Source organism: Pseudomonas sp., from assembly GCF_035277045.1.
GTDB lineage: Bacteria > Pseudomonadota > Gammaproteobacteria > Pseudomonadales > Pseudomonadaceae > Aquipseudomonas.
Map to the genome: position 1 here is coordinate 53,634 of NZ_DATELE010000181.1, position 26,660 is coordinate 80,293.

Below are 26,660 nucleotides of genomic sequence, written 5' to 3' on the forward strand. Positions count from 1 at the left end.
AATGAACCTGTGGACTCTACTGGCCGACCAGCCGCTGTTCTTCCTGTCGATGGCAGCGGTGTTCGGCCTGCTCGTGGGCAGCTTTCTCAATGTGCTGGTGCATCGCCTGCCCATCATGCTGGAACGCCAGTGGCGGCGCGAAGCTCAGGAGGCGCTGGGCCTGCCGAGCGAGGCCCACGCGCCGCTCAACCTGTGCCTGCCCGCCTCCCATTGCCCGCACTGCGGACACCGCATCCGCGCCTGGGAAAACGTCCCTGTGCTCAGCTACCTGGCGCTGCGCGGTCGATGCTCGGCCTGCAAGGTGAAGATCAGCGTGCGCTACCCGTTGGTCGAACTGGGTTGCGCGGCGCTGACCCTGCTGGCCGCCTGGCAAGGTGGCCCGACCTTGCAGACCTTGGCGATGATGCTGCTGGGCTGGTGTTTGCTGGCCTTGAGCCTGATCGATATCGAGCATCAGTTGCTGCCCGACACCTTGGTGCTGCCGATGCTTTGGCTGGGGCTGATCGTCAATGCCTTCGGGCTGTTCGTGCCGCTGGACGAGGCGCTGTGGGGCGCGGTGTTTGGCTATATCAGCCTCTGGTCGGTGTTCTGGCTGTTCAAGCTGGTCACCGGCAAGGACGGCATGGGCTATGGGGACTTCAAGCTGATGGCGCTGATCGGCGCCTGGGGCGGCTGGCAGGTGCTGCCGCTCACCCTGATGTTATCGTCGCTGGTCGGCGCCCTGGTCGGCCTGTGCCTGCTGCGCTGGCGCAATGCGTCGATGGGCACGGCAATACCCTTTGGGCCCTATCTTGCGATTGCGGGCTGGATCGCGCTGCTCTGGGGTGATGAAATAAGCACCTTCTACCTGCAACTGATCGGACTTTCATGACCTCTGCGGCATTCACCCCCTGGATACTGGGCCTTACTGGCGGTATCGGCAGTGGCAAGAGCGCGGCGGCGCAGCGCTTCGTCGAGCTGGGCGTGCACCTGGTCGATGCCGACCAGGCGGCGCGCTGGGTCGTCGAGCCGGGGCGCCCTGCCCTGGCCAGCCTGGTCGAGCGTTTTGGCACCGCCTTGCTGCTCGAGGATGGCCAGCTCAACCGCGGCGCACTGCGCGAGCTGATTTTCGCCGACCCGGCGCAGAGGCTCTGGGTGGAGCAATTGCTGCACCCGTTGATCGGCCAGGAGATTTTCAGTTACCTGGCCAAGGCAGAATCACCCTATGCGGTGTTCGTCTCGCCCTTGATGATCGAGTCCGGCCAGTACAAGAAGACCCAGCGCCTGCTGGTGATCGACGCGCCCGAAGCCCTGCAGGTGCAACGCACACTCGCCCGCGACCAGACCAGCCCCGAGCAGGTGCAGGCCATTCTCAAGGCCCAGACCAGCCGCGAGGAACGCCTGCGCCATGCCGATGACGTGGTGGTCAACGACCGCGACCTGGCAGCATTGCACGAGCAGATCGATCGCCTGCATCATTTTTACCTGACTTTACGAGGAGGCCAGCCATGAGCCAGCCCATGACCGTTGACTGCCCGACCTGCGGCGCCCCTGTCGAATGGAGCGCGGCCAGCGCGTTCCGTCCCTTTTGCTCGGACCGCTGCAAGCTGATCGACCTGGGCGCCTGGGCGTCCGAGGAGCACAAGATCCCGGTCGCACCGGACGCCGAGGACGAACTGTTCTCCGGCGAGCTCGACCCCCGCCATTAAGCGCTGGGTTGAAGGTTTCGAGCCATTCGGGGCAGAACACCACCAGCGCGCTGACCACCATGCCGTTGATGAACGCCTCCGGGAAGATCATCAGCCAAAGGTACCCTGCGAAATCTTCGATCCACTCTGGCAGGGCGAACCTGCCGTCCAGCCACAGCAGGCCGACCCCGGCGAACAGGCAGAGCAACGCGGTCAACCCCGCGGCCAGGAACCCTGAGCAGAAGATGTAGACGAACAGGTTGCGCGGCTGCGCACGCTCCACGAGGGTGGCGCAGATTTCGGTCACCAGCACCGGCAAGCCGATCAGCAGCATGCCATTGATTCCGAGTGCCGTCAGATCCTGGCGCCCCATCGCCAGCAGGCCGAGCTGGGCCAGCAGCCCGGCCATGACCGCCAGCGGCCAGTCCAGAAGCAGCGTGACCGCGGTCATGCCGATCAAGTGATACGACACACCGGTATCGAAGTCTCGCCTGACCAGCCATAGCGCGAACAGCGCGAAAACCGCGCCAAACAGCAAGTGCTGGCGGCGACTGTCGCTGAACAGCTCGACCCAGCCAGTGCGCGCCGCCGCCCAGCACAGCAGCGCCACGTAGGCCAGCCAGCCCAGGGCCAGGCTGGTGGCGGACAAGACCTGCGCACTGATCACTGCCTGGATACCCCGATGCCTGTCGTGTTCGCTTGAGTCTAGCGCGAGCGTGTTTGCGGCTAAGCTTGTTTGCATGGACGACTCAGACTACCTGCGCCTGCTTACCATCCAGGCCGAACAGGCCAACGCCTTCTTATCCAATGCGCGCAAATGGGAGCGCGAGCGTTGGGTATGCCAGCGCCTGCTGCAAGGCCTGAACATTCCGTATCGAGGCGAGGATTTCGCCGCTGCCGGGCAGGAGCCGCCCGATGTGCTGTTTCGTGATGCGGCCTTCGAGGTTTTTTTCGTGCTGGACGAAGGCCGCCGGCTCAACGACGAATGGCGCGAGGAATTGCAGCGCCGCCGCAGCGCCTTTTCCTTGAGCCAACTGGTGCGCCGCGAAGCCCGCCCCCGCCGGATCAGCGCGCAGGAACTGCTGCAACGCCTCGCCCCGACCCTGCGCAAGAAGGCCCACAACTATCGCGAACGGGGCCTGGACCTGGGTGAGCTGGACATCATTGCGTTCTCGAGCCTCAAGCGCGAGGTGCTCGACCTCAACAGCCACTTTCCGCCGCCCACCGAGTACCTGCGCCAGGGCTGGCGGTCGCTGTCGCTGGTGGGACCAACCTTCGCCCGTGTACTGTTCGCCCACCCCGATGCCCCGGACTTCCTGCGCGGCAACCTGGGCCGCAGCATTGTCTTCGATGTTGGAATCAGCCTTTGAGCCACTGCCGCGTTGCCTGCGGATGGCGTACACTCGGGGCCAGCGATACAAAGCATTCTCATTCGTTATCAAACGCTTGGACGAACCCCGTAGCGTTTTTGCAGTCACAAGCGTCTATCTGACGAGGCCCACCATGACCAGCCGCCTGAATCCTGATGATCAGCGTCGTGTCGATGAGTACCTGCGTGCCCCCCAGCGTCAAGTCGAGCGCAAGCCATTCCGGCCTTGGCTGCTCCTTGTGCTGGTGCTGGCCGTGACCATCGGCCTGGGTCTGTTGAGCCGCCTCCTGAGTCACCTGGTGCTATGAGCTGCCTCGCGCTCGCCCACCCCGCCCGCGCCACGCGGCCGGGGACTCAGTGCCCGAATTCCGTAAACCTTATGAGATATCCCCATGACTCATCGCATCGTGATTGTCGGCGGCGGCGCCGGCGGCCTGGAACTGGCGACCCGCCTGGGCAAGACCTTGGCCAAGCGCGGCAAGGCCGAGGTCACCCTGGTCGACGCCAACCTGACGCACATCTGGAAGCCCCTGCTGCATGAGGTGGCCGCCGGTTCGCTGAACTCCTCCGAAGACGAGCTCAACTACGTGGCCCAGGCCAAGTGGAACCACTTCCAGTTCCAGCTTGGGCGCATGAGCGGCCTGGACCGCGAGAACAAGCAGATCCAGCTGGCCGCGACCCTCGATGAAGAAGGCCGCGAGCTGCTGCCCGCGCGCACCTTGGGCTATGACAGCCTGGTGATCGCGGTGGGCAGCAACACCAACGATTTCGGCACCCTGGGCGCGGCGCAGCACTGCCTGTTCCTCGACACCCGCAAGCAGGCCGAGCGTTTTCACCAGCAACTGCTCAACCACTACCTGCGCGCCCACGCTGGCGACCAGGCCAGCGCGAAGATCAGCGTGGCGATCGTCGGGGCTGGCGCCACCGGCGTGGAGCTGGCCGCCGAGCTGCACCACGCCGCCCACGAACTGGCCGCCTATGGCCTGGATCGCATCCAGCCCGAGGACATGCACATCACCCTGATCGAGGCAGGCCCGCGCGTGCTGCCCGCGCTGCCTGAGCGCATCAGCGTGCCGGTGCACAAGACCCTCGAGAAGCTGGGCGTGACGGTGATGACCAATGCCGCGGTCAGCGAAGTGAGCGCCGAGGGCCTGAAGACCGCCAGTGGTGATGTGATCCAGGCGAGCCTCAAGGTCTGGGCGGCCGGTATTCGTGCCCCCGGTTTCCTCAAGGATATCGATGGACTGGAGACCAACCGCATCAACCAGCTGGTGGTGCGCCCTACCCTGCAGACCACCCTGGACGATGACATCTTTGCCTTCGGCGACTGCGCCGCCTGCCCGCAGCCAGGCAGCGACCGCAACGTGCCACCACGGGCCCAGGCCGCGCACCAGCAGGCCTCGATGCTCGCCAAGAGCCTCGCGGCGCGTCTGGAAGGCAAAGCGCTGCCGACCTATGAGTACAAGGACTACGGCTCGCTGGTATCGCTGTCGCGCTTCTCGGCGGTGGGCAACCTGATGGGCAACCTGACCGGCAGCGTGATGCTGGAGGGCTGGCTGGCGCGGATGTTCTACGTGTCGCTGTACCGGATGCACCAGATGGCGCTGTATGGCTTCTTCCGCACCATGATGCTGATGCTTGGCAGCCGAATTGGCCGTGGTACCGAGCCTCGCCTGAAACTGCACTGACCTGATCGCGGGGGTTCGGCATGCCCGGACCCCCGCGTCATGATCGACACGAATACCGAGCAAAAAAAAAGGGCATCTCGCGAGAGATGCCCTTTTTTACAAATATGGTCGGGGTGAGGGGATTCGAACTCCTGACATCCTGCTCCCAAAGCAGGCGCGCTACCGGACTGCGCTACACCCCGGTAAAAAAAAGGCACCAATAAAGGCGCCTTTTTTCAGTGACTGGGCGCGAATGGCGCTTCAGTCCTTTAAGATTCAAATCCCGGGTAAGGACTCGAAAATGGTGGGTCGTGTAGGATTCGAACCTACGACCAATTGGTTAAAAGCCAACTGCTCTACCAACTGAGCTAACGACCCAAAAAATGGTCGGGGTGAGGGGATTCGAACTCCTGACATCCTGCTCCCAAAGCAGGCGCGCTACCGGACTGCGCTACACCCCGAGTTGGCTCCGCGACCTGGACTCGAACCAGGGACCCAATGATTAACAGTCATTTGCTCTACCGACTGAGCTATCGCGGAACTGATACTCGTACAACCTTTACTGCAAGCTTCGAAGCTGTATCGCCTCGACCCATCGACCTTGTGCATCGCTGCGTTCATGTCTCTGAGGCGCGCTATTCTACAACCTTCAAAACCCTTGTCAACCCCCAATTTGCATTTAACTAACTGATTTGCAAATTGTTTTCAGAATCCGGTGTTGCTGGTTCTGCGTGTTGGGTGACAGCGGGGCGCATATTAAAAGCACTCGACGGAAAATGCAAAGAAAATTTCAACTGCTTCAAGAAGTTGGGGAGCGGGCTGCCCCGCTCCCCTGAAAACCGTCAGGCGAAGGCGATTTCCTCGCCCTCGACCTTGGCGGTGATTGGCGTGCCGGGCACGAACTTGCCGGACAGTATCAGCTGCGCCAACGGGTTCTCGATCCAGCGCTGGATCGCGCGCTTCAGCGGACGCGCGCCATAGACCGGGTCGTAGCCGACGGCAATCAGCTTGTCCAGCGCCTCCGGGCTCAGCTCCAGGCTCAGCTCGCGTTCCGCCAGTCGGCTGCGCAGGCGTCCCAGCTGGATCTCGGTGATTCCGGCGATCTGCTCGCGCCCCAGGGGCTCGAACACCACCACTTCGTCGATCCGGTTGATGAACTCGGGCCTGAAGTGCGCGCCCACCGCGTCCATCACCGCCGCGCGCTGCGCCTCGCGATCACCGACCAGTTCCTGGATCTGCGCCGAGCCCAGGTTGGAGGTCATCACGATCACGGTGTTGCGAAAATCGACGGTGCGGCCATGGCTGTCGGTCAGGCGACCGTCCTCGAGCACCTGCAGCAGCACGTTGAACACATCCGGATGGGCTTTCTCGACCTCGTCGAGCAGCACCACCGAGTACGGCTTGCGGCGTACCGCCTCGGTCAGGTAACCGCCCTCCTCGTAGCCCACATAGCCTGGCGGCGCGCCGATCAGCCGGGCCACGGAATGCTTCTCCATGAACTCGGACATGTCGATGCGCACCATGGCCTCCTCGGTGTCGAACAAAAACTCCGCCAGCGCCTTGCACAGCTCGGTCTTGCCCACCCCGGTCGGGCCAAGGAACAGGAACGAGCCGCTCGGCCGGTTCGGGTCCGACAGCCCGGCGCGCGAGCGGCGCACGGCGTTGGACACGGCCACGACCGCCTCCTCCTGGCCAATCACCCGCTGGTGCAGCAGGCCTTCCATCTTCAGCAGCTTCTCGCGCTCGCCTTCGAGCATCTTGGAAACGGGAATGCCGGTCCACTTGGAGACGACTTCAGCGATTTCCTCTTCGGTGACCTTGTTGCGCAGCAGCTGGTTCTCGGCCTTGCCATGCTGGTCGACCATCTGCAGGCTGCGCTCCAGGTCCGGAATCACTCCGTACTGCAGCTCGGCCATGCGGCTAAGATCGCCTTTGCGGCGCGCGGCTTCAAGCTCCTGGCGCGACTGCTCGATCTTCTGCTGGATCTGCGCCGAGCCTTGCACTTCGGCCTTTTCGGCGGCCCAGACCTCTTCCAGATCCGAATACTCGCGCTCAAGGCGAGTGATGTCGTCGGTCAGCTTTTCCAGGCGCTTCTTCGCTGCCTCGTCCTGCTCCTTCTTCAAGGCCTGGGATTCGACCTTGAGCTGGATCAGGCGACGTTCCAGGCGATCGAGCACCTCGGGTTTGGAATCGATCTCCATGCGGATGCGGCTGGCCGCCTCGTCGATCAGGTCGATCGCCTTGTCCGGCAACTGACGGTCGGTGATGTAGCGATGGCTGAGCTTGGCCGCGGCAATGATCGCGCCGTCGGTGATGGCCACCTTGTGGTGCACCTCATAGCGCTCCTTGAGGCCCCGCAGAATGGCGATGGTGTCTTCCTCGCTCGGCTCCTCGACCAGCACCTTCTGGAAACGGCGCTCCAGGGCTGCATCTTTCTCGATGTACTGGCGGTACTCGTTCAGCGTGGTGGCGCCGACGCAATGCAGCTCGCCCCGGGCCAGCGCCGGCTTGAGCATGTTGCCGGCATCCATCGAGCCCTCGGCCTTGCCCGCGCCGACCATGGTGTGCAGCTCGTCGATGAACAGGATGATCTGCCCTTCCTGCTTGGACAGCTCGTTGAGCAAGCCTTTGAGGCGCTCCTCGAACTCGCCGCGGAACTTGGCGCCCGCAATCAGGGCGCCCATGTCCAGCGACAGCAGGCGCTTGCCCTTCAGGCCGTCCGGCACTTCGCCATTGATGATGCGCTGGGCCAGGCCTTCGGCGATGGCGGTTTTGCCGACACCGGGCTCACCGATCAGCACGGGGTTGTTCTTGGTGCGGCGCTGCAGAACCTGAATGGTGCGGCGGATCTCGTCGTCGCGGCCGATCACCGGGTCGAGCTTGCCCTCCTCGGCGCGCTTGGTCAGGTCGACGGTGTACTTGTCCAGCGCCTGGCGCGACTCCTCGGCGTTCGGGTCATTGACCGCATCGCCACCACGCAGGTTGCTGATGGCGTTTTCCAGGGCTTTCTTGCTGACGCCCTGGCCAAGCAGCAGTTTGCCGAGCTTGCTGTTCTCATCCATCGAGGCGAGCAGTACCAGTTCACTGGAGATGAACTGGTCGCCCTTCTGCTGGGCAAGACGGTCGGCCTGGTTGAGCAGGCGCGCCAGGTCCTGGGACATGTTCACATCGCCCGTGGGATTCTGGATTTTCGGCAGCTGGTCCAGCTCCTTGGTCAACGCCTTGCGCAGGCTGTTGATGTCGAAGCCGACCTGCATCAGCAGCGGGCGGATCGAACCGCCCTGCTGGTCGATCAAGGCTTGCAACAGGTGCGTCGGCTCGATCGCCGGATGGTCCATGCCCACGGCCAGGGACTGGGCATCGGATAACGCCAGTTGCAGCTTGCTGGTCAAACGGTCTATACGCATAAGTTACCTTCCTTTGATGGGCAGGCCGGAGCGATGGACACACCTGATGTAGAAACCTGCCTGAGATAACCCAGTAGATTGGGTTGTTTCCAGAAGATTCAAGCGTAGCGGGATTGACCGAGGTCAGGAGGGATCAGCGCGGCGCCAGCCACACCAGTGATGCGAAACGGCCACCTTGCGGGGTACGCCGGTAGGAGAAAAACCGCGAGTCGCTGACGGTGCACAGCCCGCCACCATAGACCGCGTTGACGCCGCGGGCGGCAAGGCGCAGGCGCGCCAAGGCATAGATATCGGCCATCAGCTTGCCAGGGCGCTCGCCCTCGACGAAGGCAGCGGCGGCCTCAGGATGAACGGCGGTAAAGGCGTCGCGCACTTCCAGGCCAACCTCGAAGGCCTGCGGACCAATGGCCGGGCCAAGCCAGACGAGCACCTCTTCAGGCGGCACGGCCAAGGCATCCAGGGTCGCTTCCAGCACGCCGCCGGCCAGCCCGCGCCAGCCGGCATGCGCCGCGGCCACGCGGGTGCCCGCACGGTCGCAGAACAGCACGGGCAGGCAGTCGGCGGTCATGACCGTGCAGGCGATGCCCGGGGTCGAGGTCCAGCTGGCATCCGCTTCGCTGACGGTCGACGGGTCGGCATCGGCCACGTGCAAGCCATGGACTTGCTTGAGCCAGGCTGGCTGGATGGCGAAGTGCTCGCTCAGACGGCGGCGGTTCTCAGCCACGGCCGCGGGCTCGTCGCCAACATGGTCGCCGAGATTGAAGCTGTCGTACGGCGGCAGACTGATGCCGCCTGCACGGGTGGTGACGCAGGCGCGTACCGAGGCCGGGGCCGGCCAGTCGGGAAACAGCAGCGACTGCGTCAGACCGTTCATCCGACAAAGCTCTCGCGGTCCTGCTTGAGCAGCGACAGCAGCCAGACGAAATCGTCGGGCAGTGGCGATTCCCAGCCGATGCGCTTGCCGGTCTCGGGGTGATCGAGTTCCAGGAAGCGCGCATGCAGGGCCTGGCGCGGGAAGGTCTTGAGCGCATCGACCATCGACGGGTTGGCCGCCGGCGGAATGCGGAAGCGACCGCCATAGACCGGATCGCCGACCAACGGGAAGTTGACGTGGGCCATGTGCACGCGGATCTGGTGGGTACGGCCGGTCTCGAGCTTGACGCGCACGTGGGTGTGCGAGCGGAAGCGCTCGAGCACACGGTAGTGCGAGACCGCGGGCTTGCCGCCCTCGGTCACCGCCATGCGCTGGCGCTGGCCACCATGACGGCCGATCGGCGCGTTGATCTTGCCGCCCGCCGTGACGACGCCGATCACGATGCACTCGTAGATCCGGCTGACGCTGCGGCTCTGCAGCTGCGCGACCAGGTTGGTCTGCGCCTGCAACGTCTTGGCCACCACCATCAGACCGGTGGTGTCCTTGTCGAGGCGATGGACGATGCCCGCGCGCGGCACATTGATGATGTCAGGCACGTGGTGCAGCAGCGCATTGAGCAAGGTGCCGTCGGCGTGGCCCGCCGCGGGGTGCACCACCAGGCCTGCCGGCTTGTTGATGACCAGGATATGTTCGTCTTCGTAGACGATATCCAGCTCGATGGCCTGCGCCACCCACTCGCCCTGGGCCTCGTGCTCGGCCTCCAGGGCCAGCAGCGAGCCGCCGTGGACGATGTCGCGCGGACGCAGGACGGCGCCATCGACGGTCAGGCGGCCCTCCTTGATCCAGGAGGACAGGCGCGAACGCGAGTACTCGGCGAACAATTGGGCGGCCACCTGGTCCAGGCGTTGACCGCCCAGTTCGTATGGCACTTCTGCACTAAGTTGAATGATCTCGGACATGCTCGAATCAGCGGGCGGCACAGCCTTTGGTTTCGACTGCGCGCTTGTGGTTAAATACGGCTTCTTTTGCCCCGACGGTTACACCGGGGCAGTCATCATAACAGGACGGCACCGCCCAAGACAGCGGCCGTCAAAGGGACGCAAGCCGCCATGCAAGTGAAACACCTGCTGCTGATCGCCATCCTCGGACTGACCGCTGCGTGTTCTTCGAAGGAAGTCATCGACGAAAACCTGAGCGAAGCCGAGCTGTACCAGCAGGCGCAGGCCGACCTGGACAATCATAGCTTCACCAGCGCCACCAGCAAGCTGAAGGCCCTGGAGTCGCGCTATCCGTTCGGCCGCTACGCCGACCAGGCGCAACTGGAGCTGATCTACGCGAACTACAAGAACGCCGAGCCTGAGGCCGCCAAGTCCGCCGCCGAGCGTTTCATCCGCCTGCACCCGCAGCACCCGAACGTCGACTACGCCTACTACCTCAAGGGCCTGACCTCGTTCGACCAGGACCGTGGCCTGCTGGCGCGCTTCCTGCCGCTGGACATGACCAAGCGGGACCCGGGCGCGGCGCGCGATTCGTACAACGAGTTCGCCCAGCTCACCAGCCGCTTCCCCAACAGCCGCTACGCGCCCGATGCCAAGCAGCGCATGATCTACCTGCGCAACCTGCTGGCCTCGTATGAAATCCACGTCGCCGACTACTACCTGACCCGCCAGGCCTACGTGGCCGCCGCCAACCGTGGCCGCTACGTGGTCGAGAACTTCCAGGAGACCCCATCGGTCGGTGACGGCCTGGCCGTGATGACCGAGGCGTACCAGCACCTGCACCTGGACGACCTGGCCGCCACCAGCCTCGAGACCCTCAAGCTCAACTACCCCGACCACCCGAGCCTGGTCGATGGCCAGTTCGTGCCCAAGCAGGGCGAGGCCGACAACCGCTCGTGGCTGTCCAAGGCGACCCTGGGCCTGATCGAATCCGACACGCCGCTGCCACCTGGCCAGACCCGCGCCAACCAGGACGTGATCAAGCAGTACGAAGACGCCAAGGCGGAGATCCCTCAGGAGCTGCTGCCCAAGGATGAAGACGGCAACGTGATCGAGCCGGAAGGTCCGAAGGAAGCCGAGCAGGACCGTTCGTGGTTCAGCTACATGACCTTTGGTCTGTTCGACTGATCGGACGCGTGACAGATAAAGGGAGGCCAAGGCCTCCCTTTTTTCATGGCCGCGCCCTAGACTGTCAGCTCTTCATTTCGACAAGCTGGACACCATGATTCGCCTACTCTTCTGGATCGCCCTGATCGCCGCCGCGTTCTGGCTGTGGCGCAAGTTCAAGATCAGCCAGGAAACCCGCCCGGACAATACCCTCGAAGACCCGCTGAAGATGGTGCGCTGCGCCCATTGCGGCGTCCACCTGCCCAACGACCGGGCGCTGCGCCTCGGCAGCCAGTGGTATTGCAGCCAGGCGCATCTGGAGCAAGGACCGGGGCGCGAGCGTTAGAAGCGCCCCGCCCCGCACGCGTTACTGCGCGTGCCTGGGCGCCAGCCGGCCGGCTGGCGCATAGGGCGCCGGGTCGATGATCGGCGCATGCCCTAGCAACAGATCACAGAACAACTGGCACGAAGCCGGCGCCAGCACCAGGCCATTGCGGTAATGACCGCAGTTCAGCCACAGCCCAGCATGGCCCGGCACTTCGCCGATATACGGGATGCCCTCGGGCGAACCCGGCCGCAGACCTGCCCAGTGAGCCACTGGTGTGGCATCGGCCAGCGCTGGCAACAATTCGATCGCCGAAGCCTTCAGGCTTTCCAGCGCCTGCTCGGTCGGGGTCTTGTCATAGCCCGCGTGTTCCAGCGTGCTGCCCACCAGAATGTGCCCGTCACGCCGCGGTATCGCATAACGGCCCTTGGCCAGGACCATGCTCGGCAGGAAGTCCTCGGCGCACTTGTAGAGAATCATCTGCCCTTTGACCGGCTCGACGGGCAGCTCCAGTCCCAGGGTGGCAAGCAGGTCACCGCTCCAGGCACCGGCGCTGAGCACCACGGCATCTCCCGCCAGCAGCCCGTCATCGGTCTGTACGCCCGTGATGCGCCCTTGGTCACGGGTGAACCCGGTGATCCGGCAGTGCTCGCGCAGGGTCACGTTGGGCAGCGCCAGCAATGCCGCCTTGAGCGACTTGACCAGTCGAGGGTTACGCACGTTGGCCACGCCCGCCATGTAGATCGCCCGGGTGAAGCCGGGGCCGAGCACGGGGACCGCGTCGTAGGCGGCCGTGATGTCCACGGCGCGCAGCGGACGCCCTTCCCGCGCTGCCCAGGCCAGAGCCTCGGCTTCGTCGTCCAGGTCCAGCCAGTAGAGCCCGGTGGTGTGCACCTCGGGATCAAGGCCGGTGCTGGCGAACAGGCGCTCGCCCAGCTGTGGATAGAAGTCCTGGGACCAGTGCGCCAGCGCGGTCACCGCGGGGCTGTAGCGCCAGGGATACAGCGGCGAGACGATGCCGCCGCCCGCCCAGGACGACTCGCGCCCTGCTTCACCCTGGTCACAGATCACTACCTGCTCGACCTGGGCGGCCAGGTTGAACGCTGTCAGCAGGCCGATCACCCCGCCGCCGACAATCACTACTTGCTTGCTCATCCGTCGATCCAACACCTGAAGTAAACCGTCATTCAATCTTCAGCTTCCCCAGCAACCTGCCGTGTCGCCGCTCGCGCCCTGATGCCCTTGCACACCGGCCTGGTCGAGCATGAAGTCACCGCAACGGTCCTGCGCCAGCAATCCGCCAGGCAATCGCCTTGCAACCAGACGGAAGGTCTCGCCGCCGCGCTCCGTCACCAGGCTGTAGTAACGGCTTCCCGGGGGCAGCGGCGTTATCAGGGCCTCGCTGTCATGGTACTGGCCAGCGCGCGAATAATGGCGCTCCAGGCGCAGGGCACTGTCCTGCAGCGTGGCGACGGCCTCCGCGCGGGCGGCGCGCCTGACCTGGTCGGTGTAGCTGGGGTAGGCAATGCCCGCCAGCATGCCGACGACGGCAACGACAAGCAACAACTCGATCAGGCTCAGGCCCCGTTGCGGTGCATTCATCTCACTACTCCCTGAGTCGCTGGCGCCACATGATTCTAAAGGGTGCCCCTCCTTCCTCCAGGGCAACGATGCTCTCGAGCACCTGTCGGCCGGGCGTCGCGCGGCTGACCGCAGTGACACGGAACAGGTTGACCGTCTGGCCGCCGGGCACATGGGCCGCCCGCACGCTAGGTCCCAGGTTCTGCAGCAGGTAGACGCCCTCCCTGGCAGCGTGCCAGGGCTGACCCGCATGCGTTGCCTCGTCATGGGGGGACGCGGGTGGCTGGCACAGGGTGCAGGCCGCAGGCTGGGCGTGCCGCAGCCGCGCTTCGCCTTCAGCCAGGATCGCCTCGGCCTTCTCCAGGCCACGCAGGCTCTCGACGAGATTGCTCGCCATGCGTTCCTGCAACAACGCACCTTGCAGCGCCGAGGCACTCAGCAGGCCCAGCATCAGCATCAGTACCAGGCTTGCCAGAAGGATGACGCCCTTCTGCCGGTTCATGGATGTGGCATCCGGTTGCGCAGAGTGACGTGCATGTCATACCGCTGCTCGATGCGCTGCAGCGGATCGAACAGGGTCAGCTGCACCTGCAGCCGCTCATACTCGCCCACGTGCCCACGGGCCACCCGCATATCCCGAACCTGCTCGATGAGCGCAGCGGTGCGCCCGCCTCCGGTCATCAGCAATCGGTCGCCCTCAAGCCGGTACACCTGGCGGCGAATCGGGAAAATCAGCTCATGGGAGCCTGGAGCGTGATCCTTGTCCCGGACCTGGGCCCAGGTACTGCAGTCGGTCACCAGCATCCAGTCCGGCTTGCCGCTTTCACCTGCCAGCTGGCCGCCCACCAGCTCAAGGCTCAACAGTCGTCCTTCTGCGTCATGGGTGATACGCAACGGCTTGGCGAAGGCCAGTGCAGCGCCTGGCGCCCGGTAGTCATCGTCCTCAAGGTGGAGACAACCGAACATGCCGGTCATGCGCAGGTCCTGGGCCAGGCGCTGGAGCACCAGCCGGGCATCCTCCTGCAGACGTGCCGAGGCATGCTGGAGCTGCCATGACTGGTGGGCCGACACCAGCACGTGGCCGCCCGCCACCAGCAACAGCAGCCCCAATGCCAGCGCCAGGCTGACCTCCAGCAGGCCAAAACCCTGCTGGGCCCTCATCGGACCGGCGCCCGCTGGCGATCGGAATCACTGTAGGTGCTCAGCGCTGCCTGGCTTGCGCGCAGGGCCTCCTCCGTCATCTGCAACGTGCGCACCTGCAGCGCGGCGGACGAAAACACCCCCAGCGAGAGCACTGCCAGGGTCATCAGCACTTCAAGCAACGTCATCCCTCGTTCGCGTACCCCTGTCATTGCGCCTCCTGCGACTTTTCCATCCGCCGTTGCCCTTTCTGCCGACTGGACCTCATGTCCGTCGTTCTGGAAGCTATAGCGAAGCATCTCCAGGGAGGAATGCACGGTGCGGCAACAGGGAGCAACACTGATACAACTGATGTCGGGAGTGATCCTGGTGGGCCTGCTGACGCTGATCGGGATGCCGTCCTACGCTCGGATGAGCATGGAGCTACGCCAGCGTACGGCCGCCCACGACCTGGTCCAGGCGCTGCGCATTGCGCGCAGCCATGCGGTGTTGCACAACCAGGTGGTCGTGGTGCAAGCGCTGCAGGAAGATTGGGGAGCTGGGTGGCGCATCCTGCTGGAGCAGGAGCAGCTGTTGCTCAGGGAGAAGCGGCATCCGCGGCAGCTGATCATCGTCGGCAATCAGCCCGTCGCGCAGCAGGTGAGGTTCAACGGCCTGGGCCTGCCTTTCCCTGCCCGCGGCGGTATCCAGAACGGTACGCTGCATGTCTGCGGTCGCGAGGGAGACAGCCGCTACCGGGTGGTGGTGGCGCCCAGCGGAAGGATCAGCCTGCGCGAAGGCGCGCAAACGCACGCCGATTGCGCAGGCATTCCCTCAGATCAGCGAGCGAACCCGCAGCTCCTTGGGCATGGAGAACGTGATGTTTTCCTCGCGCCCGTCCAGCTCCTCGGCGCCGGTCGCGCCCCACTCGCGAAGCTGCGCGATGACCCCGCGCACCAGCACTTCCGGCGCCGAGGCACCGGCAGTGATGCCGATGCGCCCGACCCCGTCGAACCAGCTGCGCTGCAGGTCCTCGGCACCGTCGATGAGGTAGGCCGGGGTCGCCATGCGTTCGGCCAGCTCACGCAGGCGGTTGGAGTTGGAGCTGTTGGGACTGCCGACCACCAGCACCACATCGCACTCGTCGGCCAGTTGCTTGACGGCGTCCTGGCGGTTCTGGGTGGCGTAGCAGATGTCGTCCTTGCGCGGGCCGCCGATGTTCGGGAAGCGCGTGCGCAGGGCGTCGATCACGCGGCTGGTGTCATCCATCGACAGCGTGGTCTGGGTGACGAAGGCCAGGCGATCGGGATCACGCACCTGCAAGGTGGCGACATCCTTCTCGTCCTCGACCAGGTAGATGGTGCCGCCATTGCTGGGGTCATACTGCCCCATCGTGCCCTCGACTTCCGGATGCCCGGCGTGACCGATGAGGATGCATTCCTTGCCGTCGCGGCTGTACTTGGCGACCTCGATATGCACCTTGGTCACCAGCGGGCAGGTCGCGTCGAACACCTTCAGGCCGCGTCCCGCCGCTTCCTGGCGCACGGCCTGGGAAACACCGTGGGCGCTGAAGATGACGATGACGTCGTCCGGCACCTGGTCCAGCTCTTCCACGAAGATCGCGCCGCGGGCCCGCAGGTCTTCGACCACGAACTTGTTGTGCACCACTTCGTGACGCACGTAGATCGGCGGGCCGAAAACTTCCAGCGCCCGGTTGACGATTTCGATCGCCCGGTCCACCCCAGCGCAGAAGCCGCGGGGATTGGCGAGTTTGATTTGCATGCTCGGCTCCGGGCCTACAACGCCCTGACCTCGAGGATTTCCACCTCGAAGCTCAGGACCTTGCCGGCCAGTGGGTGATTGAAGTCGATGGTCACCTGGGCGTCGTCGAATGCCTTGACCACGCCAGGCAGCTCGGCATTGGCGGCATCGTTGAAGATCACCAGCAGGCCCTCGGACAGCTCCATGTCGGTGAACTGCGTGCGCGGCATGACCTGGATGTTCTGCGGATTGGGCTGGCCGAAGGCGTTTTCAGGCGCCACGGTCACGGTGCGCTTGTCACCGGCCTTGAAGCCGAACAGCGCGGCCTCGAACCCCGGCAGCAGGTTGCCGTCGCCGACCTTGAATACCGCCGGTGCCTTGTCGAAGGTACTGTCGACGGTATCGCCATTTTCCAGGTGCAGGGCGAAATGCAGGGTCACTTCGGTGTTCTGGCCAATGCGGATCTCAGTCATTGACGGCTTCCTCGGACTTCTTGCTCTTGAACATATCCAGCGCCAGCATGATCGCGCCGACGGTGATGGCGCTGTCGGCCAGGTTGAAGGCCGGGAAATGATGGCGGTTCTGCCAGTGCACCAGGATGAAGTCGATGACGTGGCCCAGCACGATGCGGTCGTACAGGTTGCCCAACGCGCCGCCCAGCACCAGGGCAAGGGCGACGGCCAGCCAGGTCTCGTTGCGCCCCAGGCGCTTGAGCCACACCACCAGCACCGCGCTGACCACCACGGCGATCAGGGCGAACAGCCAGCGCTGCCAGCCCGCGCCGTCGGCGAGGAAGCTGAACGCGGCGCCGGTATTGTAGGCCAGGGTCCAGCTGAAGTAGTCGGGAATGACCACGATCTGCTGGTAGAGGCTCAAGGCCCCCTCGAAGTAGACCTTGCTGGCCTGGTCGAGGACCAGGACCAGCAGGCTCAGCCAGAGCCAGGCAAGGCGCCCGAAGCGCCCGGCAGCAGGGTTAGGCATAGTGGCGCACCTCGCCATTGCCGGTCAGGTTCTCGACGCAGCGGCTGCAGATTTCCGGATGCTCCGGGTTTGCGCCGACATCGGCGCGGAAGTGCCAGCAACGGCCGCACTTGGTGTGACCGGACTTGACCACCTGCAACTTCAGACCTTCGACTTCGGTGGTGACCGCTTCGGCAGGCGCCTGGACAAACGGCACCACGCTCGCGGCGGACGTGATCAGCACGAAGCGCAGCTCGTCGCTCAGCTTGTTCAGGTCGGCGCTCAGGGCTTCGTCGGCGAACAGGGTCACTTCGGCCTGCAGGTTGCCACCGATCGCTTTCGCTGCGCGCTGGTTCTCCAGTTCCTTGTTGACCGCGGCCTTGACCGCCATTACCCGGTCCCAGTAGGCGCGGCCGAGCTCGGTGCCTTCCGGCAGCTCGGTCAGACCTTCATACCAGGTGTTGAGCATGACCGACTCGTTGCGCTCGCCCGGCAGGTACTGCCACAGCTCGTCGGCGGTGAAGGCCAGGATCGGCGCGATCCAGCGCACCAGCGCCTCGCTGATGTGGTACAGCGCGGTCTGGCACGAACGGCGCGCGACGCTGTTGGCACCGGTGGTGTACTGGCGGTCCTTGATGATGTCGAGGTAGAAGCCGCCCAGCTCCTGCACGCAGAAGTTGTGGATCTTGGAATAGACGTTCCAGAAGCGGTACTCGCTGTAGTGCTCTTCGAGCTCGCGTTGCAGCAGCAGCGCACGGTCGACCGCCCAGCGGTCGAGCGCCAGCATGTCTTCGGCCGGCAGCAGGTCGCGGGCCGGGTCGAAGCCCGACAGGTTCGAGAGCAGGAAGCGCGCGGTGTTGCGGATACGCCGGTAGGCGTCGGCGCTGCGCTGCAGGATCTGCTCGGACACGGCCATCTCGCCCGAGTAGTCGGTGGCCGAAACCCACAGGCGCAGGATATCGGCGCCCAGGGTGTCGTTGACCTTCTGCGGCTCGATGGTGTTGCCCAGCGACTTGGACATCTTGCGGCCGTTCTCGTCCACGGTGAAGCCGTGGGTGAGCAGCTCGCGATACGGCGCGTGGTTGTCGATGGCGCAGCCGGTCAGCAAGGAAGAGTGGAACCAGCCGCGGTGCTGGTCCGAACCTTCCAGGTAGAGGTCGGCGCGGGGACCTGTGGCGTGGCCGATGTCGTGCGAGCCGCGCAGCACATGCCAGTGCGTGGTGCCCGAGTCGAACCACACGTCCAGGGTGTCGGAGATCTTGTCGTACTGGGCGGCTTCGTCACCCAGCAGCTCGGCGGCGTCCAGCTTGAACCAGGCCTCGATGCCCTCCTGCTCGACACGCTTGGCCACTTCGTCCATCAGCTCGACGGTGCGCGGGTGCAGCTCGCCGGTCTGCTTGTTCAGGAAGAACGGGATCGGCACGCCCCAGTTGCGCTGGCGCGAGATGCACCAGTCGGGACGGTTGGCGATCATCGAGTGCAGGCGCGCCTGGCCCCAGGCCGGTACGAACTTGGTTTCTTCGATGGCCTTGAGCGCGCGCTCGCGCAGGGGCTCGCCGGTGTTCGGCTGGCGGTCCATGCCGACGAACCACTGCGCGGTGGCGCGGTAGATCAGCGGGGTCTTGTGGCGCCAGCAGTGCATGTAGCTGTGGCTGATGGTTTCGGTGTGCAGCAGCGCGCCGACTTCACCGAGCTTCTCGACGATGGCCGGGTTGGCCTTCCAGATGAACTGGCCGCCGAAGAACTCCAGCGATGGCACGTACACGCCATTGCTCTGCACCGGGGTCAGGATGTCATCGTTGACCATGCCGTAGCGCTTGCAGGTAACGAAGTCGTCCTCGCCATAGGCTGGGGCCGAATGCACCACGCCGGTACCGGCGCCCAGCTCGACGTAGTCGGCCAGGTATACCGGCGACAGGCGATCGTAGAACGGGTGGCGGAAATTGATCAGCTCCAGGGCCGAACCTGGCGCGGTGGCCAGCACCGAGCCTTGCAGGCCGTAGCGCTGCAGGCACGATTCGACCAGCTCCTCGGCCAGGACCAGCAGCTTGTCGCCGGTGTCGACCAGGGCGTAGGCGAACTCAGGGTGCACGTTCAGCGCCTGGTTGGCCGGAATGGTCCACGGGGTGGTGGTCCAGATCACGATCGAGGCAGGCTTGGACAGGCTGGCGAGGCCGAAGGCGGCGGCCAGCTTGTCGGCGTCGGCGATCGGGAAGCCGACGTCGATGGTCTGGGACTTCTTGTCGGCATACTCGACCTCGGCTTCGGCCAGGGCCGAACCGCAGTCGAAGCACCAGTTCACCGGCTTCAGGCCCTTGAACACGAAGCCCTGCTTGACCATCTCGGCCAGGGCACGGATTTCACCGGCTTCGTTGGCGAATTCCATGGTCTTGTAGGGGTTGTCCCAGTCACCCAGCACACCCAGGCGGATGAACTCGGTCTTCTGGCCTTCGATCTGTTCGGCGGCGTAAGCGCGGCAGAGCTCGCGGGTCTGGTCCGGGCTCAGGTGCTTGCCGTGGGTAACCTCGACCTTGTGCTCGATTGGCAGGCCGTGGCAGTCCCAACCCGGAACGTAAGGCGCGTCGAAGCCGGACAGGGTCTTGGAGCGGACAATCATGTCCTTGAGAATCTTGTTCAGCGCATGACCGATGTGAATCTTGCCGTTGGCATAGGGCGGGCCGTCGTGCAGTACGAACTTCGGACGATCCTTGCCAATCTCGCGCAGCTTCTGGTACAGGCCAATGCTGTCCCAGCGCTGCAGGATCTGCGGTTCGCGCTGAGGCAGGCCGGCCTTCATGGGGAAGGCGGTGTCCGGAAGGTTAAGCGTGGCTTTGTAGTCGGTCATTTCAGGCTCTTCGTTAGCGGTTGAGCGTGCCAATGGGCACGTGCGGCGGCGATATCCGCATCGATCGCCGACTTCAGCGCCTCCAGGGAGGCGAAACGCTGCTCTTCGCGCAGCTTCTGGTGGAAGTCCACCGTCAGGCGCCGGCCATAAAGATCGCCGGCGAAATCCAGGAGATGTATTTCAAGGTGTGGGCGCCCGTCACCTGCGACGGTAGGCCGAACCCCGATGTTGGCAACGCCAGGCCAGACCTTGCCGTCGATCTCGGCACTGGTCAGGTAGACCCCGCTGAGCGGCACGCGGCGGCGCTTGAGCTGGATGTTGGCGGTCGGCGTGCCCAGCTGGCGGGCCAGTTTCTGGCCGTGCAGCACCCGGCCGCTGATCTGGTACGGGCGGCCCAGCAGGTGCGCGGCCAGGGCAAAGTCACCGGCGGCCAGGGCCTTGCGCACTTCGGTGCTGCTCACGCGCAGGCCGTCCTCTTCGACGGTGCGCGCGGCCTCGACACTGAAGCCGTGCTCGCGGCCTGCCTCATTGAGGTAGGCGAAGTCGCCGGCGCGGTCGCAGCCAAAGCGGAAATCATCACCGACTTCAAGGTGGCGCACGCCCAGCCCTTTGGCCAGGATGGCCTCGACGAACTCGCGGGCGCTGAGCTTGCTCAGCCGCTGGTTGAAGGCCAGGCACAGCACCCGGTCGATGCCTTCGGCGGCGAGCAGGTCGATCTTGTCACGCAGGCGCGCCAGACGGGCCGGGGCGGTATCCGGGGCAAAGTATTCGCGCGGCTGCGGCTCGAAGATGACGACGCAGGTCGGCACTCCGAGCTCGTGGGCACGCTCGCGCAGGCGCGCCAGGATTGCCTGGTGGCCACGGTGAACACCGTCGAAGTTGCCAATGGTGGCGACACAGCCCCGGTGCTCGGGGCGCAGGTTGTGAAGACCTCGAACCAGCTGCATAACGCGCTTCTTGCTCATAAAGTGGTCGATTATAACCACACCCGGGCGCTGACGACAGGCAGCAGCGCCATCGCCGGGCGTGGAATGCGAAAAACCGACGCCTGACCCCGAGCCCGCCTCAGTGCAGGGCCTTGCGGGCGAAATGACGTGGGCGGATACCGCACACGAACAGGCAGCCGAAATAGGTCACCACGCCGGCCAGGATCAAGGCGCCCAGGCGCATGAAGCGCTCAAGCATGTTGCCTTGCGCCCAGGCGGGCAAGTAGTGCATGCCCAGCAACAGAACGGCCGACATCAAGGTCACGGACAGCACCAGCTTGAACAGGAACAGCGTCCACCCCGGCTGGGGCTGGAACAGGTCCTGCTGGCGCAGTTTCCAGAACAGCAGGCCGGCATTCAGGCAGGCGCCGATGCTGATCGCCAGCGCCAGGCCGGCGTGCTGCAGTGGGCCGATGAGCACCAGATTGAGCAGCTGCGTCGAGATCAGGGTGAATATCGCGATTTTCACCGGGGTGCGGATATTCTGCTGGGCGTAGAACCCCGGCGCCAGCACCTTCACCAATATGATCGCCAGCAGGCCTACCGAATAGGCGATCAGCGCGCGCTGGGTCATGGCGGCGTCAAAGGCGGTGAACTTGCCGTACTGGAACAGCGCCACGGTCAGTGGCTCGGCGAGAATCGCCAGGGCCAGGGTGCACGGCAGCACCAGCAGGAAGCACAGGCGCAAGCCCCAGTCGAGAATCCGCGAGTATTCATACCGGTCGCGGTTGGCATAGGTCTTGGCCAGGGTCGGCAGCAGAATCGTGCCCAGGGCCACGCCCAGCACGCCTGAGGGCAGCTCCATCAAGCGGTCGGCGTAATACATCCAGGAGACCGATCCTGCCACAAGGAACGAGGCGAAGATGGTGTTGATGATCAGCGAGATCTGGCTCACCGACACCCCGAGAATGGCCGGCAGCATCTGCTTGAGCACCCGCCACACGCCGGTATCGCGCAGGTTCAGGCGTGGCAGTACGAGCATGCCGATCTTCTTCAGGTGTGGCAGCTGGTACAGGAGCTGCGCGAGGCCGCCGGCCAGTACTCCCCAGCCGAGCGCCATGATGGGCGGGTCGAAGTAGGGGGTCAGGAATACCGCAAAGCCGATCATCGCCACATTGAGCAGGGTCGGCGTGAAGGCGGGCACTGAAAAACGGTTCCAGGTATTGAGGATGGCACCGGCCAGCGACGACAGCGAGATCAGCAATATATAAGGGAAGGTCACCCGCAGCAGGTCAGTGGTCAGCTGGTATTTCTCCGCGCTGTCGACAAAGCCCGGCGCCGTGACCCAGACCACCCAGGGGGCGGCGAGGATGCCCAACGCCGTGACCACGGCCAGCACCAGGGTCAGCAGCCCGCTGACATAGGCAATGAAGGTGCGGGTCGCTTCCTCGCCTTGCTGGGTCTTGTATTCGGCCAGGATCGGCACGAAGGCCTGGGAAAACGCCCCTTCGGCGAAGATGCGGCGCAACAGGTTGGGCAGCTTGAAGGCGATGAAAAAGGCGTCGGTGGCGACACCGGCACCAAAGATCCGGGCCAGGATGGTGTCCCGAATGAAGCCCAGCACCCTGGAAATCATGGTGATTGAACTGACTGCGGCCAGGGATTTGAGCAGGTTCATCGAAAAGTTTCAGCCTGAAGACAGAGAGCGCTGCCAGTGAGCGCCCGAGTGTGCGATACTCCCCCCGCTTTGCAGAGGAGCCAAAACTCCCGAGTGTACAGGTCAGGGCGCAGAAAGGAATCTTTCCAGCATGCTCCAGGACCACTCGGCAGATCCCTGCAACTGGCCTTGACAACCGATCTGCTGATCGGCATGATTCGCGGCCTATTTTGTTTGCTATTTATCCAAAAGTCTTTCAAGGAGCTCGACGGTGGCCAACTCACCTTCCGCCAAGAAACGTGCAAAACAGGCTGAGAAGCGTCGCAGCCACAACGCCAGCCTGCGTTCCATGGTCCGTACCTACATCAAAAACGTAGTCAAGGCCATCGACGCAAAAGACGCCGAAAAAGCGCAAGCTGCTTACATCCTGGCTGTGCCAGTTATCGACCGTATGGCCGATAAAGGCATCATCCACAAGAACAAGGCTGCTCGCCATAAAGGCCGTCTGAATGGCCACATCAAGGCGCTGAAAGAAACTGCAGCTGCCTAAGCGACACGCTTGTTAAAAAACCGACCCTAGGGTCGGTTTTTTATTGCCTGCGATTTTTGCTCCCCTCTTGGCTCGCCGACTTGCCCGCGGTGGCGTCAGGTGGCCGGTGCAAGACCGGCCCTGGTCGCCATCGCGGTCAAGGCCGGCCCTGCAGGCACTGATGCGCTACTGTGCGAGGGAAATCTTTGGTGCCCAGATCAGCCATTCCTCTTCAGGCTTGTCGAACAGGGCAAATGTCTGCTGCGGCCGCGCCGGGTTACCCATCTTCTCGCCTTCAGGCGTGGCGAATGCGATACCGCCTTCGATCAGCGTCTCGAGCGACTCGGTGCGCACGGAAGCGCCCTTGAACAGCCCGAAATCGAAGCCAAAGCCGCTGCTGGTCCAGAACCGGCTACCGCCATGCACCAATGCCGCGTAGCGGGGCTCGATGAGCACGTGGATGAGCACTCGGTCGGCGGTTTGCCCCAGTTCGAACCCTGTGACCTTGCCAACCGCCACTTCGCGGTAGGTAACCGGCACCCCAGGCTTGATCGACCCGCGCCGTGGAGCGCTGAGCGTAAGCGGCAGGCCGACGGGTTCTTCCTTGAGCTCTGGCGCCTGGGCCAAGGCGATGAAGTCATGCTGCTGGCCCCCGCTCCTGGCTGCCGGCTGCACTTCGAGGTACTGGCCGGTCACGAGCGTTTCCAGATTCTCGGTACGCACCAGCCCGAGCGCCGGCTTGACCACCCAGAAGCGCGTGCCTTTGCGGGTGATGCGTTCTGGCACTTCGGTGATCCGGGCCCGTAGCAGCACGGCCTGCAGGTCCTGGGTCAGGTCCACGCTTTCGACCTGGCCGACATCCAGGCCCCTGAAGCGGATCGGTGTGCCTGGCTTGAGTCCGTCGGCGCGCTCCACCCGAATCGTGATGGATGTGCCGGTGCGGTTCGCCGCGTCCTGGCTCTCGTTCAGGCGGAAGCGGGGAATGCGCCGCTTGAGCGGGACGTTCTGCTCGGGCGTCTCGAACGCGATCCCCCCGGCCATAAGGCTCTGCAAGGATTCGCTCTTGACCTGGATGCCCGACAACCCACCCGTCAGGGTGATGCCGCTGGCGTTCCAGAAACGCGTGGACCCATTGACCAGGTTGGCGTACTCCGGCTCGATGTGCACCCCGATGAGGATGCGTTTGCTGTTCTTGGCAAACTGGTAGCTCTGCACGCTACCGACCCGGACCTGGCGATAAAGCACCGGGCTGCCCACATCCAGGGAGCCCAGGTTATCGCCGAACAGCACCAGGTGCAGGCCGGGTGACTTCAGGTCCAGTGGTGGAGCCTTGGCCCGCGCCTCGAACTCGCGCTGGGGCGTGGCGCCCTTGTCACCAGGACGGATAGCGATGTAGTTGCCTTTCACCAGGGCCTCCAGCCCAGTGATACCGGCCAGCGAGATCGACGGCTTGACCACCCAGAACTGCGTGCCGTCGACCAGGTAGTCCTCGGCCAGCGGATCAAGGGTGATTTCAGCCATGGCGCTGCTGAGGTCGCTGTCGATCTTCAGGGTTTTCAGGGAACCGATCTGGATGCCTTTGTAGAGCACCGGCGTGCGCCCGGCTTGCAGGCCCTCGAAGTCGGTCAGCTTGACCTTGATGCGAATGCCGGCCTGCGCGGCATCGAAGTCTTCATACAGACGGAACGGAAGGCTCGGATCGGTCGCGGGACTGTCCTTGCGGTGCTCCGGCGTTGCGAAGGCAATGCCGCCAGCAACGATGCTCGACAACGATTCGCTGCGGACCTTCACCCCCGACAGGCTGGCATCGATGCTGACGCCGCTGGCATTCCAGAATCGTGTGTGCTTGCGCACGAGCGAGGCGTAGGCAGGCTCGATGAAGACCTTGATCTCGACGGTATCCTGGTCTTCGGACAGGCGATAGCTCTTCACCCGGCCGACCTGGATCTGCTTGTAGAACACGGGGCTGTCACGGTTGAGCGAGCCCAGACGTTCTGCCTTGAGGGTCAGGTGCAGCCCCGGAACACTATCGGACAAGGGCGGGGCGACCGCGAGCGCGGTGAAACGCTGGGTTGGCTCGCCCTCCCCTGGGCTCACGGCGATGTAGTTGCCTGATACCAGTGTCTCCAGACCTGTGATGCCTGCCAAGGTGACGCTGGGCTTGACCAGCCAGAAGCGCGTACCGGTGTTGAGGTGCGGCTCGGCCTCCTTGTTCATCTCGATGGTCGCGATGACACCGGTGTTGCTGCCTTCGGCGTCGAGCACCAGGCTCTTGACCTTGCCCACCGACATGCCTTTGTAGAACACCTCGGTCTTGTTGGCGACGATGCCCTCACCACTTTCAAAGCGCACTTCGATATTCACACCGGCGGCGCGGTAGGCCTGCCAGCCGAGCCAACCACCGATGACCAGGGCGATCAGGGGCAGAATCCAGATGGCCGACCAATTCGAAGCTGGGCGGGTTTTGGCCTTAGGCAAATCACTCATTGTCGTCGTCCGACTCCGTGTTGTCCCAGATCAGTCGGGGATCAAAGGTTAAAGCAGCAAACATTGTCAGGATCACCACGCTGGCAAAGGCAACAGCGCCCAGATTCGCTTCGACACTGGCGATCCGGCCGAAATTCACCACGGCCACCAGAATGGCAATGACGAAGATATCCAGCATCGACCAGCGTCCGATGAATTCGATGAAGCGGTACATGAGGATCCGCTGGCGCGCGGAAAGCGGTTGGTGACGCTGCACCGAATACAGCAGCAGGCCGATACCCACCAGCTTGAACGTTGGCACCAGGATGCTGGCGACGAACACCACCGCTGCGATCGGCAGCATGCCATGCTGCATCAGGCTGATGACCCCGGACATGATGGTGTCCGGCGTGCCCTGCCCGAGGCTGCTCACGGTCATGATGGGCAGCACGTTCGCCGGTATGTAGAGAATGGAGGCGGTAATCAGCAATGCCCAGGTACGCAGGATGCTGTTCGGCCGACGCACATGCACGATAGCGCCACAACGGGTGCAATCCTGCGAGTGGCCACCTGGCTCCTGCCGGTTCAGTTCATGACATTCATTGCAGACCAGAATGCCCGCATCAATCGCCCGCATGCACATCTTCTCCCGACAACGCGGCCCAGATCTGATGTGGCGACATCACCACTTCCAGCCAGACCTGGACCAGCAACAGACTGATAAAGCACACGATACCGAGACCCAGGCTCAACTCGGCCATGTCGGCCAGCTTGACGATCGCCACCAGCACGCCCATGAGATAGACCTCAAGCATGCCCCAATCGCGCAAATGATGATAAATCCGGTAGAAAAACAAGCCATGGCTGCGCCCTACGCCCAGGCGAATGCTTAGCAGCACCGCCAGCTGGCACAGCAACTTGAGCAAGGGGATGGCCATGCTGCAAAGAAACACCACCAGGGCAACACTCTGCATGCCGGCATTGTAAAGCCCGACCACCCCGCTCCAGACGGTGTCGTCAGAGCTTTGGCCGAGCAGGTGCAACTGCATGATGGGGAGGAAATTCGCTGGCACGTATAACAGCAACGCGGTGAGCACCAACGCCAGGCTGCGATTGACGACGTTGTGGCGGTGAGCGAACAGCTCGTAACCGCAACGCGGGCAGTGAGCTTTCTCGTCAGTGCGCAGGGTCGGCTTGCTCATCAGCAGGTCGCACTCATGACAGGCGACCAGCTCATCCAGCGGACGTTCGGCCAGCGCTTGGGGTTCGACAGGGTTAGGCATAGGTGGATTCTGAATGGATGCGAGGCTCTATTCTAGTGTTCTGGCTCCGATTGTGGGAATCAGCCACCAAGCCACAAGAACGCCGCAAAGACAAAACCCCTACCTGCTCGCGCAGATAG

At 63.9% G+C, this 26,660-nt stretch carries 26 protein-coding genes, 4 tRNA genes and 2 pseudogenes; 10 read left to right on the forward strand and 22 right to left on the reverse strand.

The genetic code is table 11. The annotated features are described in order from the left end of the window. Position 1: 1 nt before the first annotated feature. The 3 genes from VJS90_RS09435 to yacG are packed head-to-tail and all read left to right on the forward strand — an operon-like array spanning position 2 to position 1,688. Positions 2-871, forward strand: a complete 870-nt coding sequence (locus tag VJS90_RS09435) for an A24 family peptidase (protein ID WP_324121301.1) — start codon at positions 2-4, stop codon at positions 869-871. Further along, complete coding sequence (gene coaE / locus VJS90_RS09440; protein ID WP_324121303.1) at positions 868-1,491, forward strand: dephospho-CoA kinase; 624 nt, start codon at positions 868-870, stop codon at positions 1,489-1,491. The genes VJS90_RS09435 and coaE overlap by 4 nt, the downstream gene beginning before the upstream one ends. After that, positions 1,488-1,688, forward strand: coding sequence for a DNA gyrase inhibitor YacG (yacG, locus tag VJS90_RS09445; protein ID WP_324121352.1), 201 nt, complete (start codon positions 1,488-1,490; stop codon positions 1,686-1,688). The genes coaE and yacG overlap by 4 nt, the downstream gene beginning before the upstream one ends. Before the next feature lie 7 nt (positions 1,689-1,695). On the opposite strand, the pseudogene VJS90_RS09450 reads toward yacG, so the two are convergent. After that, positions 1,696-2,409 (reverse strand): annotated as a pseudogene (locus tag VJS90_RS09450) (energy-coupling factor ABC transporter permease); the annotation flags it as partial. Between VJS90_RS09450 and VJS90_RS09455 the strand changes: the two are divergent. From VJS90_RS09455 to VJS90_RS09465, 3 genes are all read left to right on the forward strand, one after another. Further along, on the forward strand, positions 2,408-3,037 hold the full coding sequence (locus VJS90_RS09455) for a DUF1780 domain-containing protein (RefSeq protein WP_324121306.1): 630 nt from the start codon (positions 2,408-2,410) through the stop codon (positions 3,035-3,037). The pseudogene VJS90_RS09450 and the gene VJS90_RS09455 sit on opposite strands and share 2 nt — an antisense overlap. A 133-nt stretch (positions 3,038-3,170) precedes the next feature. Further along, positions 3,171-3,344 carry a DUF3094 family protein gene (locus VJS90_RS09460; RefSeq protein WP_324121308.1) on the forward strand — a complete coding sequence of 58 codons (174 nt, stop codon included), beginning with the start codon at positions 3,171-3,173 and terminating at the stop codon, positions 3,342-3,344. A gap of 84 nt (positions 3,345-3,428) precedes the next feature. Then, positions 3,429-4,724 (forward strand): NAD(P)/FAD-dependent oxidoreductase, encoded by a 1,296-nt coding sequence (locus VJS90_RS09465; RefSeq protein WP_324121310.1) that lies wholly within the window; start codon positions 3,429-3,431, stop codon positions 4,722-4,724. A 105-nt stretch (positions 4,725-4,829) separates the two neighbouring features. Here the strand turns inward: VJS90_RS09465 and VJS90_RS09470 are convergent. The 7 genes from VJS90_RS09470 to rluD all read right to left on the reverse strand — a co-directional run bounded on the left by VJS90_RS09470 (position 4,830) and on the right by rluD (position 9,943). Continuing rightward, a tRNA-Pro gene (locus VJS90_RS09470) sits at positions 4,830-4,906 on the reverse strand. A gap of 99 nt (positions 4,907-5,005) precedes the next feature. Then, positions 5,006-5,081, reverse strand: a tRNA-Lys gene (locus VJS90_RS09475). A gap of 6 nt (positions 5,082-5,087) precedes the next feature. Next, positions 5,088-5,164, reverse strand: a tRNA-Pro gene (locus tag VJS90_RS09480). Positions 5,165-5,167: 3 nt separating this feature from the next. Beyond that, a tRNA-Asn gene (locus tag VJS90_RS09485) sits at positions 5,168-5,243 on the reverse strand. Positions 5,244-5,545: 302 nt separating this feature from the next. After that, entirely contained in the window at positions 5,546-8,110 is a 2,565-nt protein-coding gene (gene clpB, locus VJS90_RS09490; protein ID WP_324121312.1) for an ATP-dependent chaperone ClpB, read from the reverse strand. A gap of 133 nt (positions 8,111-8,243) precedes the next feature. Beyond that, entirely contained in the window at positions 8,244-8,984 is a 741-nt protein-coding gene (gene pgeF, locus VJS90_RS09495) for a peptidoglycan editing factor PgeF (RefSeq protein WP_324121315.1), read from the reverse strand. Beyond that, positions 8,981-9,943, reverse strand: coding sequence for a 23S rRNA pseudouridine(1911/1915/1917) synthase RluD (gene rluD / locus VJS90_RS09500; RefSeq protein WP_324121316.1), 963 nt, complete (start codon positions 9,941-9,943; stop codon positions 8,981-8,983). The genes pgeF and rluD overlap by 4 nt, the downstream gene beginning before the upstream one ends. A 150-nt stretch (positions 9,944-10,093) precedes the next feature. Here rluD and VJS90_RS09505 point away from each other — a divergent pair, with 150 nt between their 5' ends. Both VJS90_RS09505 and VJS90_RS09510 read left to right on the forward strand, forming a co-directional pair. After that, the gene (locus VJS90_RS09505) at positions 10,094-11,110 is read left to right on the forward strand and encodes an outer membrane protein assembly factor BamD (RefSeq protein WP_324121318.1); all 1,017 of its coding nucleotides are present in this window, start codon (positions 10,094-10,096) and stop codon (positions 11,108-11,110) included. A gap of 94 nt (positions 11,111-11,204) precedes the next feature. Beyond that, positions 11,205-11,435 (forward strand): PP0621 family protein, encoded by a 231-nt coding sequence (locus VJS90_RS09510; RefSeq protein WP_324121320.1) that lies wholly within the window; start codon positions 11,205-11,207, stop codon positions 11,433-11,435. A gap of 21 nt (positions 11,436-11,456) precedes the next feature. Here the strand turns inward: VJS90_RS09510 and thiO are convergent, their stop codons facing one another. The 5 genes from thiO to VJS90_RS09535 are packed head-to-tail and all read right to left on the reverse strand — an operon-like array spanning position 11,457 to position 14,347. After that, positions 11,457-12,569: a glycine oxidase ThiO gene (gene thiO, locus VJS90_RS09515; RefSeq protein WP_324121322.1), complete on the reverse strand. Its 1,113-nt coding sequence runs from the start codon at positions 12,567-12,569 to the stop codon at positions 11,457-11,459. Between the two features lie 39 nt (positions 12,570-12,608). Further along, positions 12,609-13,016 carry a type IV pilin protein gene (locus VJS90_RS09520; protein WP_324121324.1) on the reverse strand — a complete coding sequence of 136 codons (408 nt, stop codon included), beginning with the start codon at positions 13,014-13,016 and terminating at the stop codon, positions 12,609-12,611. Between the two features lie 4 nt (positions 13,017-13,020). Beyond that, positions 13,021-13,497, reverse strand: coding sequence for a hypothetical protein (locus tag VJS90_RS09525; protein WP_324121325.1), 477 nt, complete (start codon positions 13,495-13,497; stop codon positions 13,021-13,023). Beyond that, positions 13,494-14,156, reverse strand: coding sequence for a prepilin-type N-terminal cleavage/methylation domain-containing protein (locus VJS90_RS09530; protein WP_324121327.1), 663 nt, complete (start codon positions 14,154-14,156; stop codon positions 13,494-13,496). The genes VJS90_RS09525 and VJS90_RS09530 overlap by 4 nt, the downstream gene beginning before the upstream one ends. Further along, the gene (locus VJS90_RS09535; RefSeq protein WP_324121329.1) at positions 14,153-14,347 is read right to left on the reverse strand and encodes a type IV pilus modification PilV family protein; all 195 of its coding nucleotides are present in this window, start codon (positions 14,345-14,347) and stop codon (positions 14,153-14,155) included. The genes VJS90_RS09530 and VJS90_RS09535 overlap by 4 nt, the downstream gene beginning before the upstream one ends. Before the next feature lie 205 nt (positions 14,348-14,552). Here VJS90_RS09535 and VJS90_RS09540 point away from each other — a divergent pair. Continuing rightward, a pseudogene (locus VJS90_RS09540) lies at positions 14,553-14,834 on the forward strand (GspH/FimT family protein); the annotation flags it as partial. 114 nt (positions 14,835-14,948) lie between these two features. On the opposite strand, the gene ispH reads toward VJS90_RS09540, so the two are convergent. The 6 genes from ispH to murJ all read right to left on the reverse strand — a co-directional run bounded on the left by ispH (position 14,949) and on the right by murJ (position 22,284). Further along, positions 14,949-15,896, reverse strand: coding sequence for a 4-hydroxy-3-methylbut-2-enyl diphosphate reductase (ispH, locus tag VJS90_RS09545; protein ID WP_324121330.1), 948 nt, complete (start codon positions 15,894-15,896; stop codon positions 14,949-14,951). 14 nt (positions 15,897-15,910) lie between these two features. Next, complete coding sequence (fkpB, locus tag VJS90_RS09550; RefSeq protein ID WP_324121332.1) at positions 15,911-16,348, reverse strand: FKBP-type peptidyl-prolyl cis-trans isomerase; 438 nt, start codon at positions 16,346-16,348, stop codon at positions 15,911-15,913. Next, a complete protein-coding gene (lspA, locus tag VJS90_RS09555; RefSeq protein WP_324121334.1) occupies positions 16,341-16,856 on the reverse strand; it encodes a signal peptidase II in 516 nt (171 codons plus the stop codon). Before lspA ends, fkpB begins: the two co-directional genes overlap by 8 nt. Then, entirely contained in the window at positions 16,849-19,680 is a 2,832-nt protein-coding gene (gene ileS, locus VJS90_RS09560; RefSeq protein WP_324121337.1) for an isoleucine--tRNA ligase, read from the reverse strand. Before ileS ends, lspA begins: the two co-directional genes overlap by 8 nt. Then, positions 19,677-20,627, reverse strand: coding sequence for a bifunctional riboflavin kinase/FAD synthetase (ribF, locus tag VJS90_RS09565; RefSeq protein ID WP_324121338.1), 951 nt, complete (start codon positions 20,625-20,627; stop codon positions 19,677-19,679). Before ribF ends, ileS begins: the two co-directional genes overlap by 4 nt. A 118-nt stretch (positions 20,628-20,745) precedes the next feature. After that, on the reverse strand, positions 20,746-22,284 hold the full coding sequence (murJ, locus tag VJS90_RS09570; protein WP_324121340.1) for a murein biosynthesis integral membrane protein MurJ: 1,539 nt from the start codon (positions 22,282-22,284) through the stop codon (positions 20,746-20,748). 250 nt (positions 22,285-22,534) lie between these two features. On the opposite strand from murJ, the gene rpsT reads away from it, so the two are divergent. Beyond that, complete coding sequence (gene rpsT, locus VJS90_RS09575) at positions 22,535-22,813, forward strand: 30S ribosomal protein S20 (RefSeq protein WP_158459828.1); 279 nt, start codon at positions 22,535-22,537, stop codon at positions 22,811-22,813. A gap of 165 nt (positions 22,814-22,978) precedes the next feature. On the opposite strand, the gene VJS90_RS09580 is transcribed toward rpsT, so the two are convergent. The 3 genes from VJS90_RS09580 to VJS90_RS09590 are packed head-to-tail and all read right to left on the reverse strand — an operon-like array spanning position 22,979 to position 26,541. Continuing rightward, positions 22,979-25,279, reverse strand: coding sequence for a PqiB family protein (locus VJS90_RS09580; protein ID WP_324121341.1), 2,301 nt, complete (start codon positions 25,277-25,279; stop codon positions 22,979-22,981). Next, positions 25,272-25,895 carry a paraquat-inducible protein A gene (locus tag VJS90_RS09585; RefSeq protein WP_324121342.1) on the reverse strand — a complete coding sequence of 208 codons (624 nt, stop codon included), beginning with the start codon at positions 25,893-25,895 and terminating at the stop codon, positions 25,272-25,274. Before VJS90_RS09585 ends, VJS90_RS09580 begins: the two co-directional genes overlap by 8 nt. Continuing rightward, on the reverse strand, positions 25,882-26,541 hold the full coding sequence (locus VJS90_RS09590) for a paraquat-inducible protein A (protein WP_324121344.1): 660 nt from the start codon (positions 26,539-26,541) through the stop codon (positions 25,882-25,884). The genes VJS90_RS09585 and VJS90_RS09590 overlap by 14 nt, the downstream gene beginning before the upstream one ends. Between the last annotated feature and the right edge of the window lie 119 nt (positions 26,542-26,660).

What these genes read in the sequence shown, in the direction of transcription:
- lspA (WP_324121334.1), bottom strand. Translation starts at nt 16,856, where the DNA reads ATGCCTAACCCTGCTGCCGGGCGCTTCGGGCGCCTTGCCTGGCTCTGG.
- VJS90_RS09530 (WP_324121327.1), bottom strand. Translation starts at nt 14,156, where the DNA reads ATGAGGGCCCAGCAGGGTTTTGGCCTGCTGGAGGTCAGCCTGGCGCTG.
- yacG (WP_324121352.1), top strand. Translation starts at nt 1,488, where the DNA reads ATGAGCCAGCCCATGACCGTTGACTGCCCGACCTGCGGCGCCCCTGTC.
- coaE (WP_324121303.1), top strand. Translation starts at nt 868, where the DNA reads ATGACCTCTGCGGCATTCACCCCCTGGATACTGGGCCTTACTGGCGGT.
- VJS90_RS09455 (WP_324121306.1), top strand. Translation starts at nt 2,408, where the DNA reads ATGGACGACTCAGACTACCTGCGCCTGCTTACCATCCAGGCCGAACAG.
- ribF (WP_324121338.1), bottom strand. Translation starts at nt 20,627, where the DNA reads ATGCAGCTGGTTCGAGGTCTTCACAACCTGCGCCCCGAGCACCGGGGC.
- ispH (WP_324121330.1), bottom strand. Translation starts at nt 15,896, where the DNA reads ATGCAAATCAAACTCGCCAATCCCCGCGGCTTCTGCGCTGGGGTGGAC.
- clpB (WP_324121312.1), bottom strand. Translation starts at nt 8,110, where the DNA reads ATGCGTATAGACCGTTTGACCAGCAAGCTGCAACTGGCGTTATCCGAT.
- VJS90_RS09465 (WP_324121310.1), top strand. Translation starts at nt 3,429, where the DNA reads ATGACTCATCGCATCGTGATTGTCGGCGGCGGCGCCGGCGGCCTGGAA.
- VJS90_RS09585 (WP_324121342.1), bottom strand. Translation starts at nt 25,895, where the DNA reads ATGCGGGCGATTGATGCGGGCATTCTGGTCTGCAATGAATGTCATGAA.
- ileS (WP_324121337.1), bottom strand. Translation starts at nt 19,680, where the DNA reads ATGACCGACTACAAAGCCACGCTTAACCTTCCGGACACCGCCTTCCCC.
- VJS90_RS09460 (WP_324121308.1), top strand. Translation starts at nt 3,171, where the DNA reads ATGACCAGCCGCCTGAATCCTGATGATCAGCGTCGTGTCGATGAGTAC.
- VJS90_RS09520 (WP_324121324.1), bottom strand. Translation starts at nt 13,016, where the DNA reads ATGAATGCACCGCAACGGGGCCTGAGCCTGATCGAGTTGTTGCTTGTC.
- VJS90_RS09525 (WP_324121325.1), bottom strand. Translation starts at nt 13,497, where the DNA reads ATGAACCGGCAGAAGGGCGTCATCCTTCTGGCAAGCCTGGTACTGATG.
- VJS90_RS09590 (WP_324121344.1), bottom strand. Translation starts at nt 26,541, where the DNA reads ATGCCTAACCCTGTCGAACCCCAAGCGCTGGCCGAACGTCCGCTGGAT.
- VJS90_RS09535 (WP_324121329.1), bottom strand. Translation starts at nt 14,347, where the DNA reads ATGACAGGGGTACGCGAACGAGGGATGACGTTGCTTGAAGTGCTGATG.
- VJS90_RS09580 (WP_324121341.1), bottom strand. Translation starts at nt 25,279, where the DNA reads ATGAGTGATTTGCCTAAGGCCAAAACCCGCCCAGCTTCGAATTGGTCG.
- pgeF (WP_324121315.1), bottom strand. Translation starts at nt 8,984, where the DNA reads ATGAACGGTCTGACGCAGTCGCTGCTGTTTCCCGACTGGCCGGCCCCG.
- VJS90_RS09505 (WP_324121318.1), top strand. Translation starts at nt 10,094, where the DNA reads ATGCAAGTGAAACACCTGCTGCTGATCGCCATCCTCGGACTGACCGCT.
- murJ (WP_324121340.1), bottom strand. Translation starts at nt 22,284, where the DNA reads ATGAACCTGCTCAAATCCCTGGCCGCAGTCAGTTCAATCACCATGATT.
- VJS90_RS09435 (WP_324121301.1), top strand. Translation starts at nt 2, where the DNA reads ATGAACCTGTGGACTCTACTGGCCGACCAGCCGCTGTTCTTCCTGTCG.
- thiO (WP_324121322.1), bottom strand. Translation starts at nt 12,569, where the DNA reads ATGAGCAAGCAAGTAGTGATTGTCGGCGGCGGGGTGATCGGCCTGCTG.
- rluD (WP_324121316.1), bottom strand. Translation starts at nt 9,943, where the DNA reads ATGTCCGAGATCATTCAACTTAGTGCAGAAGTGCCATACGAACTGGGC.
- fkpB (WP_324121332.1), bottom strand. Translation starts at nt 16,348, where the DNA reads ATGACTGAGATCCGCATTGGCCAGAACACCGAAGTGACCCTGCATTTC.
- VJS90_RS09510 (WP_324121320.1), top strand. Translation starts at nt 11,205, where the DNA reads ATGATTCGCCTACTCTTCTGGATCGCCCTGATCGCCGCCGCGTTCTGG.